Source organism: Deltaproteobacteria bacterium (assembly GCA_009692615.1).
In the GTDB taxonomy this organism is placed as follows: Bacteria; Desulfobacterota; Binatia; order UBA9968; family UBA9968; genus DP-20.
Window position 1 is genome coordinate 1 of record SHYW01000164.1, and the last position, 8,442, is coordinate 8,442.

Annotated in this window: 7 protein-coding genes; 2 read left to right on the plus strand and 5 right to left on the minus strand. The window is 56.2% G+C overall.

Annotated elements, in window-relative coordinates; all coding sequences use genetic code 11:
- Positions 1-251 precede the first annotated feature (251 nt).
- From EXR70_24170 to EXR70_24185, 4 genes are all read right to left on the minus strand, one after another.
- On the minus strand, positions 252-1,388 hold the full coding sequence (locus EXR70_24170; GenBank protein ID MSP41593.1) for an extracellular solute-binding protein: 1,137 nt from the start codon (positions 1,386-1,388) through the stop codon (positions 252-254).
- A gap of 17 nt (positions 1,389-1,405) precedes the next feature.
- The gene (locus EXR70_24175; protein MSP41594.1) at positions 1,406-2,365 is read right to left on the minus strand and encodes a hypothetical protein; all 960 of its coding nucleotides are present in this window, start codon (positions 2,363-2,365) and stop codon (positions 1,406-1,408) included.
- Between the two features lie 300 nt (positions 2,366-2,665).
- Positions 2,666-3,673, minus strand: coding sequence for a hypothetical protein (locus EXR70_24180; protein ID MSP41595.1), 1,008 nt, complete (start codon positions 3,671-3,673; stop codon positions 2,666-2,668).
- Between the two features lie 68 nt (positions 3,674-3,741).
- On the minus strand, positions 3,742-5,295 hold the full coding sequence (locus tag EXR70_24185) for an amidohydrolase (GenBank protein MSP41596.1): 1,554 nt from the start codon (positions 5,293-5,295) through the stop codon (positions 3,742-3,744).
- A gap of 224 nt (positions 5,296-5,519) precedes the next feature.
- Between EXR70_24185 and EXR70_24190 the strand changes: the two genes are divergently transcribed.
- Entirely contained in the window at positions 5,520-5,786 is a 267-nt protein-coding gene (locus EXR70_24190; GenBank protein MSP41597.1) for a hypothetical protein, read from the plus strand.
- A gap of 132 nt (positions 5,787-5,918) precedes the next feature.
- Entirely contained in the window at positions 5,919-6,920 is a 1,002-nt protein-coding gene (locus EXR70_24195) for a LysM peptidoglycan-binding domain-containing protein (protein ID MSP41598.1), read from the plus strand.
- 3 nt (positions 6,921-6,923) lie between these two features.
- Here EXR70_24195 and EXR70_24200 read toward each other — a convergent pair whose 3' ends face one another.
- A complete protein-coding gene (locus EXR70_24200) occupies positions 6,924-8,210 on the minus strand; it encodes a citrate synthase (protein ID MSP41599.1) in 1,287 nt (428 codons plus the stop codon).
- Between the last annotated feature and the right edge of the window lie 232 nt (positions 8,211-8,442).

Here is an 8,442-nt window from a genome sequence, read left to right on the forward strand (position 1 = left end):
GCTGCCGCGATTTGGCGCTTTGTTTTCCCGGCTTGGCTAAGTCGGCAAAGCGTACAGCGCTCTTCAAGCGAAAACTGTTGATACTTTTGTCCCATAGCAACACCTTATCCCAATAGTGTTGCACTTCGCTTGTGAATCTAGGGTATCCATGATTGTTTTGGCACTGCGGCAAAAGTGGAGATGGATGCCGGCCTTCGCCGGCATGACGAACGAAAAAGAAAAACCGTATCCGATGATCGACGATTATAATTCTACTGCAAGATCTTCTCGGCGAACTTCTGCGACTTCAACCGAATATCCACGCACTTGTCTTCAAGGTAATTGCGCAGCCGTTCATTATCCTTGACGCTCAAAAAATCCTTGGACGCTTCCACGCCCTGCTTAGCCATCCATTTGGTGTCGACGTCCAAGCGGCGCGTGCCGTGCAAGAGCACGCGGCTGTAAATTTCCTGCCCTTCTTTGCTGAGTAGCCAGTTGACGAACACTTTGGTCGCATTCGGATGCGGCGGATTTTTGACGATCGCCAGCGTGCCATAACCGTTACTCGACGGGTTGCCTTCGATTGGATCAGGTAGATCCTTCACCGGCAAACCCGCCTTTACGAAGGGCTCGATCTGCGCCAGGCCGATGCCCAGCGTGATCGCGAGTTTGCCCTTGGCCAGCGCCTCGGCGAGCTGGCGCAGATTCTGCGTGACGAACAAATCCTGGGCAACGAGCTTTCTTAAAAACTCCTCGCCCTTCAAGTCCCACAGATAGGACCACACGGACAAGCCCGAACCAGCCACGCGTGGATCGCTGAGTCCGATCTTGCCTTTCCATTTCGGATTGAGCAGATCGTCGAGCGAACGAAACTCCTCTGCTTTCGACAGCGACGTGTTGTGCCAATAGCCCTCGGTACTCTTGGTTGAAATGAAGGAATAGAAAAGCTTGGTGCCGCTGACGTTGTCCATAAAGATATGGCCGCCCCACCAATTCTTCGCCTCCTTCACTTCGGGAAGAATCATGTAAGGCTCAATTGGATCGAACATTCCCGACTTGATCAACGGGACGCCGGTGCACGAGCCAAAGATGAAGGAATCGAAATAGCGCACGCCGGCTTTGCCTTCGGTGACGATCCGATTGGCAATCTGCGGTCCGGTGGCGGAAAAGATTTCCATCTCGATGCCGAAGCGGTTCTTGAATGCCGGCTCCAACTCCTTGCGCAATTCCGCGCTCGGCGGTAAGCCGACGACGACCTTGCCTTCCTTCTTCGCCTCCGCCACGGTCTTGTCCCACTCGGCTTGCTGGGCTAGTGCGAAACTGCAAGCAGCTACGAGCAATACTAAACTAGATAGGACAGATCCGACGAATCGGACCGTGCGCCTTGATTTTCCAGACTCAAGCCTCATGCCTCGCGCCTCATGCCTTACCAAAGCCCGCCCAACGCCGTCCCTTCGTGCGACAACGTCGACAGCAAAAAGTCCGCATCGCCATAGCGCGCCGCCGCCGCGCGAACCTCCGGGTCGTCGAGGATTGTCAGCCTGCCGCCGAAATCCACCAGCACCCGGCCGTCGATCGCCAAGTTCGCTTGCAAACAGCCGCCGTCGACATGGCGGTAGACCATATGTTTGCGCTGCGTACCGAGACCGACCCAAGGATAGCGGCTCAAAATTTCCCAGTGCATCGGGTCTTGAATGCCGCGTTCGGTCGACGCCTTGGGATGATAACCGAACATCACTTCAGTAAAAAAATCGCTGCCGGGAAATGCTTTGAACAAGCGTTTGGTCTCCGCGCCGATATCGCCGCCGCCTTCGACGCCGACGACTTTGGCGTCTTTGATCGTCCAAAGCATCGGTTCGCGCAACATGCCGGGCACGCCCTGGACCAAATCCAACTGCACCGTGCCGTTGGCCGTGCCCGAGCCGTTGTAGACACCGCAGCGGCCCCAGGGAAAATGACAGCGCCCCGCCGGCTCGCCGGCTTTGGTCTGCATGGCGTAGATGCGTTTGTTGTCGTACTCGGCAACCAACTTAGTTCCATACGGTCCGGTTATCGTGACTTTCGAACCGGCGGCGACGATCGCTTTGACTTTGCGCGCGATGGTCCAGAGTAATTCATTGGGATAGCGCGCGTAGTCGGTGGCGAGCAGACCGGGCCAACCTTCGAAATAAATTTTATAGGGCTTCACCCGCTCGGTCGGCGCGCCGGCGTCGCCCTCTTTGGGCGTGCGCAACCGCTCGCGATAGTTGGTCGAGCCGTTGATAAACACCGGCCAGACCCAAACCGCGACATCGACGGCTTCCATGGCGCGCAGCGCCGCTTCCGGCACGTCGCCGTAACGCAGAATCGGCTCGACGATCATCTCCATCGGCGTCGCGCCGTGCAAACGCTACGCCGCAGCCAGCGCGTCGATGGAATCGCCATCGCTCGAGCGATCGGCCAGCAACAGCACGGAGTCACCGGGGCGAATATCCGCCGCCTCGATCATATTGCGCGCGCCAATGACGAGATCGCTAACCTTTGGCTTACCGCCGATCATTACGCCTCCGTTTTTCTTTGCCGCTTCGTCGCAATCGGAATTTCACCACGAAGGCACGAAGGACACGAAGGTTTCGGAAAATTATTATTCCGAACTTCGTGCTCTTCGTGTCCTTCGTGGTGAAAAGTCCTATTCAAACGAAGTACGCTATTGCACATCGAACCTGGTCGCGCGCTCCGAGACGTTATTGAACGCCTTGGGATGCACCAGCTTACGGCTGTAGAGTACCATGCGCAGGAAGCCGGGGCTGCCGGTGATGCGGTGCGCGACGCCGCGCGGGATGTAGGACATCTGCCCGGCGTCGAGTTCCATGGCTCCCCATTCGGTGTGGTTGAGCGAATGGCCGCGGAACTGAAACCAGATCTCGTCCTCGTCGCAACCGCGATGAAAACCGTTCTGCTCTTCTTCCAAGTTGTAAACGTCGACGCGGAACTCTTTGCCGTTGTAAAGGATCGGCGCCCGCGCGCCGCCCTTGCCGGTCATGCCGGTGAAATAATTGAACGCGCTCAACTTGCGCACCGGCCGGCCGCCTTCGCCCTTGCAGCCGATCAACGCCGCAACATCGCGCTCAACCCAGAGATCCGACTGTGGGTCCCAGAAACTGATATGCTCCAGCGCAGTCCCGTCGTTCGAAGTCTCGCCATGACCGTTCTCGGTGCCAATGGGCTCCGAAGCCTTCACGGTAAATTTATTTTGCGTCAACGGCTGCTCCGGATCGACGCCTTCGCTGACCGCTTCTTGAGTCGCCACGCGCAGGCGCAGGCATTGGTCCGAACCGGTGCTGCGATGGGAAATCGCCGAAGGCACCAGCGCGATCTCGCCGGGCTCCAGTTCGATCACGCCGCCTTCGCTCTCGATCTTCGAGCGGCCGGAAAATTGTAAATAAACGATGTCGTAATCCGCCGCGCGGGTAAGCTGAGTCTCGCGGCCGGCGATAAGCTCGGTGCTGACACGCAGCGCATCGCCTTCGAACACCGTCGCCCGAGCGCGATTGCCGTTGAGCGGCGTGCTGCGCAAAAGATCAAAGGGCCGGATATGCGGCACCAAGCGCTGGCCCATGCGCGCCGTGCCGATCACCGCGCTTTCTTCGCGCGTCATCCAAATATGTTCCGATGGTTCACGGTGGGTCATGAACTCACGAATGTTTTTGCCCATAAATTCCTCCTCCTAATACTACGACCAGATTCATTTGCCCGGGCCCAGATAAGGCCCACAAGTCGCGCTTATTTAAACACGGCGGTCTTGTTGAGATAGAACTTCTTCATCGCCGGCCGGTATTTTCCCATCATCTCTTTGTTGAGATCGAGCGGCGGTTTGGCGCCCTCGGGGAGCAGCGAAAAATATTTGCTGTCCTTGGTGTCTTCGTCGAATTGTTTTTTAGCAGCGGCACGGAGTTCTGGCGATGTCAGTAAATCCAACACCGAGGTCGCGATCACCTTTGCGCCCGCCACCGCGCCCTTGTGACCGATCGACATCGTCGGCGTAATTCCCGCCGACCAGTGATGCGCCTGTATACCCGGCACAACCGATGGAAAACGAATGGTGCCGGTCGGCACCACCCAGGTGATGTCGCCAATGTCGTTGGATGAAGAATTCTGCCGGCCGGCAGCCAGCGGCAATACTTTGGTCGGCAAACCGATTTCTTTTTGACCCATGGATTTTTGTAATGCCCTGGCGAATTTGTTTTCGTCTTCCGTCCAGTTGGGCATCCCGACCGTATCGATATTTTTCTGAATCGCTTCAGCCAGCGCTTTATTGCCCAGTGACGGCCACGCTGCGCCGAACGGTTCCATCTCCATGGTCGTGCCGGTCATGAGTGCAGCGCCTTTGCCGATGTTGACCAGCTTGTCGAAATTTTCTTTCGCCCAAGGCCCCGTCGCATCGCGAATGAACCACCAAATCTGGCCGACATCGGGAATAATGTTAGGCTGCACACCGCCCATGGTAATCGTGCGATGGCCACGATAGGTCGGCCGCAGATGCTCGCGCAATTTGTCGAAGCCGATGTCCATCAGCACCACCGCGTCGACTGCGTCAACTCCATCCCAGGGATTCACTCCACCGTGTGCGGTTCTACCTTTGAAGGTAAACTTCGCGCCAATCAAAGCATAATTCCCAAGGCCGTAACCCGTACCCAAGCTGTCCGCCACATGCGTGATGATCGCGGCGTCAACATCTTTGAAATAGCCGTCACGCACGAGATAAGGCCGGCTCATGAGCTGTTCTTCAGCCGGACCGATGGATACGACTACGGTGCCAGGTAGTTTGAATTGCTCCATCGCCTTCTTGACCGCATGCGCCGCACCGACTGCGGCTGCGGCCATCAAGTTGTGCCCTTCCATATGGCCAGGCGCGCCTTCGACGAGCGGTTTGCGCGGAATGCTACCCGGCGTCTGCGAACCCTCGGGCAACGAATCCATTTCGGTCGCGATGGCGATCACGGGTTTCCCCGAACCCCAAGTCGCCCAAACATTGGTCGGCAATCCGGCGCCGCCGAGTTCAACTTTGAAACCGATCTGCTCCAACGTGGCTTTCAAATACTTCGAGGTTTCGTACTCCTGCATCCCCGGCTCGCCGAAGTGGTAAATCACATCGCCCACCGTGGCGATCTGCTCAGCGTTGCGCTCAACCACTTCCAACGCGACTTTCTTCGCATCAGTGGGTGACTGGGCCGTGCCAAGTTTCTGGAAACTCGTGAACATCATCACGAAAATGACGATCGACGCACAGGTAGGGCGCGGCGAACGGGGTTTTCGAATTAAAGTCTGCAAGGACATAGTCGTTTCACCTCCTTGTCAACGACTTATCACGGCAGAAAGGTAAAATCGAAGTCCGCCGAGAAGGATTCCCCATCACAGATGTCATTTGGGCGAGGAAAGCCAGCTAAAATTCTAAAATCACCTGCGACCAGTTTAGTTTAGCCCTGAAGCAATTGCCCGTTCAGCAGGGTTGCACCGATTATTTAACTTGTGTAACGTGCGGCGGTCCGTAGGTATTTTGTATGTTAGTAATCCGCGATCACCTACTGCTGTTGTTGGCGTTTGTGGGAATCGTCGGCTGTGCGAGCACAGAACGACTGTACTACCGCCCAGCCTCCTCCGCCGCGGTGACGCCGCCCGAAAGATCCGTCGCCAACGAATATTTCAAATCCATCGCGCCCTTCGAATCCCTCAATCCTCCTGCTGCTAGTAGCAGCCCAACACTGACGAAAAATGAAATAGACGCGCGCACGCCCAACCGAGAGGAGCTGCCGGCCCATGTGCGGTAATATTTCGAACGCCGCACCGACCGCGATGAGAATCAGGAAAGTGTTCAGACATCCAACACAACGGCTGCGAGCCAGCCGCGCGTAAGCAATGACAATCAGCTGCTCGACCTATTAGACAAAGATCTCAACAAGGTGGTGGAGCAGCCCAGCGAGCGGCGCCGGCTGCAATTCTCCCGGCAGGTCATCGACCACCCCCAGGTGCGCCAATACCTGCGGCAATACACCACGACTTCAAAGGCGCAGATGCTGACGTTACTTTCGCGCTCGGGCAAATTCATGCCGATGATCGCCAAAGTGCTCAGCGACGAAGGCTTACCGGAAGAGCTCAGCTATCTCGCGTTTGTCGAAAGCGAATTGATGGTCCATGCGACTTCGCAGTTCGGCGCCGTGGGGCTTTGGCAGTTCGTTCCCGCCACCGCTAAGCAGTATGGTTTACGCATCGACAATTGGGTCGACGAGCGGCGCGATCCGATCAAGTCGACGCGCGCCGCCGCCACGTACCTAAAAGAACTGCACAGCTATTTCGGCAAATGGTATCTCGTCACCGCCGCTTACAACGCCGGACCGACGATCATCAACCGGGCCTTGCAGTCGAGCAAGGCCAATGATTTTTGGGATTTCAAAAGCCGAGATAAACTGAGCGAAGAAACCCGCAACTTCGTGCCCAAATTTGTCGCCATCTCACTGATCGCCAGCGATCCGAAAAAATATGGCTTCGATAACGTCTACTATCACGAGCCTCTGGAGTTCGAAGAGGTCGAGGCGGAAGGCTCACTGAAGATGGAGGCTCTGGCGGAAATGGCGCAGACCGACGTGGCGACGATCCGCGATCTCAATCCGGCGCTGCTAAGAAATCTGACACCGCCCGGCGCTAAGGGCTACACCGTACGCGTACCGATAGGCAAAGCGACGGTGTTCGCTAAAGCCAACAGCGGCCTCAGTGGTAAGGACATAGAAACCGGGAAAGTAATGACCCACGAAGTTAAACGAGGCGAAACTATCTTCTCGATCGCACGCCACTATGGTCAAGCGGTAGCGACTTTGATGCAGCTCAATGGCTTGTCGAGCCCGCGCCTGCAAATCGGTCAAAAAATCAAAGTGATCTCCGACGGCATTCGCGCCACGCTGCGCTAGGCGCTACTTGCGCTGGTTCATCGGCACGAAGTCGCGAGCTTCCGCACCCAAATAAATCTGCTTGGGCCGCGCTAACTTCTGTTCGGGATCGGTGAGCATCTCTTCCCACTGAGCGATCCAGCCCACCGTGCGCGGAATTGCGAACAGTACCGGGAACATATCCATCGGCAGTCCCATGGACTGGTAGATCAAGCCCGAGTAAAAGTCGACGTTGGGATAAAGTTTGCGCTTGATAAAATAGTCGTCGCTGAGCGCGATTCGTTCCAGCTCCAGTGCGATTTCGAGGAGCGGATTTTTCCCGGTCACCTCGAACACCTGATCGGCGATGTGCTTGATGATGCGGGCGCGCGGGTCGTAGTTTTTGTAGACCCGATGGCCGAAACCCATCAAGCGGCCCGATCCGCCCTTAACTTTTTGAATGAACTCTGGAACTTTGTCCTTGGAGCCGATTTCCATCAGCATGCGCAACACCGCTTCGTTGGCGCCGCCGTGGAGAGGGCCATAGAGCGCCGCCGCCGCGCCGGCCACCGACGAGTAAGGATCGGACTGCGAGCTGCCGATGCCGCGCATGGCGTTGGTGCTGCAGTTCTGCTCATGGTCGGCGTGTAAAATAAAAAGTATATCCAACGCCTTTTCCAGCACCGCATTGGGCTTGTATTTGAGCTCGGTCATCTTGAACAGCATGTTGAGAAAATTGCCCGCGTAGCTCAGATCGTTGTCCGGATACGAGTAGGGCAAACCGAGACTGTGACGATAGGCGAAGGCGGCCAACGTCGGCATCTTGCCGATCAAGCGATAGGTTTGCTCAAGCCGATTCTTGGCGTCGAAGATTTTTTTCGCACCGGGATAAAAGGTCGATAGGGCGCCGACAGTGCTCACCAACATGCCCATCGGGTGGGCATCATAATGGAAACCGTCGATCAGTTTGCGGATGTTTTCATGAACAATGGAGTGAATCGTGACGTTACGGGTCCAGTCGTCGAGCTGCGCTTGGGTCGGCAATTCACCATTGAGAATCAAATAGGCGGTTTCTAAATAGGTGCCCTTTTCAGCGAGCTGCTCGATCGGATAACCACGGTGGCGCAGGATGCCTTTATCGCCATCAATATAGGTGATCTTACTGGCGCAGGACGCGGTGTTCATGAAGCCGGGGTCGTAACTGACGATCCCATCATCCTCAGAGATCTTGATTTGGAACAAATCCGTCGCCTTGATCGCGCCATGCTTGATCGGAATCTCGTACTGCTTGCCAGTCCGGTTATCGGTAATCGTCAATGTCTCTGCCGCCATGGTATTTACCTTTCGCTACCGCGCGTCCTGTCGCTGCGCCTTTCTTTTTAGACCATCGCCCTGCGCCGGTCAACTCCATTTCGCCGACGTGTTGTAGCAAAGTGATTATGTCAGGGGTTAACGGCAACGTAATTATGTCAGGGTGGAAGGATGACAACCCTGACAATGAAAGACGAGAAACGACTAGACGTAATTCAACGAGTATATCGCAGCGAGATCACCGTGGTTGAGG

Excerpts from the sequence above, each read along its gene's own strand:
- EXR70_24200 (MSP41599.1), bottom strand. The coding sequence starts at position 8,210 with ATGGCGGCAGAGACATTGACGATTACCGATAACCGGACTGGCAAGCAG.
- EXR70_24170 (MSP41593.1), bottom strand. The coding sequence starts at position 1,388 with ATGAGGCTTGAGTCTGGAAAATCAAGGCGCACGGTCCGATTCGTCGGA.
- EXR70_24190 (MSP41597.1), top strand. The coding sequence starts at position 5,520 with ATGTTAGTAATCCGCGATCACCTACTGCTGTTGTTGGCGTTTGTGGGA.
- EXR70_24180 (MSP41595.1), bottom strand. The coding sequence starts at position 3,673 with ATGGGCAAAAACATTCGTGAGTTCATGACCCACCGTGAACCATCGGAA.
- EXR70_24185 (MSP41596.1), bottom strand. The coding sequence starts at position 5,295 with ATGTCCTTGCAGACTTTAATTCGAAAACCCCGTTCGCCGCGCCCTACC.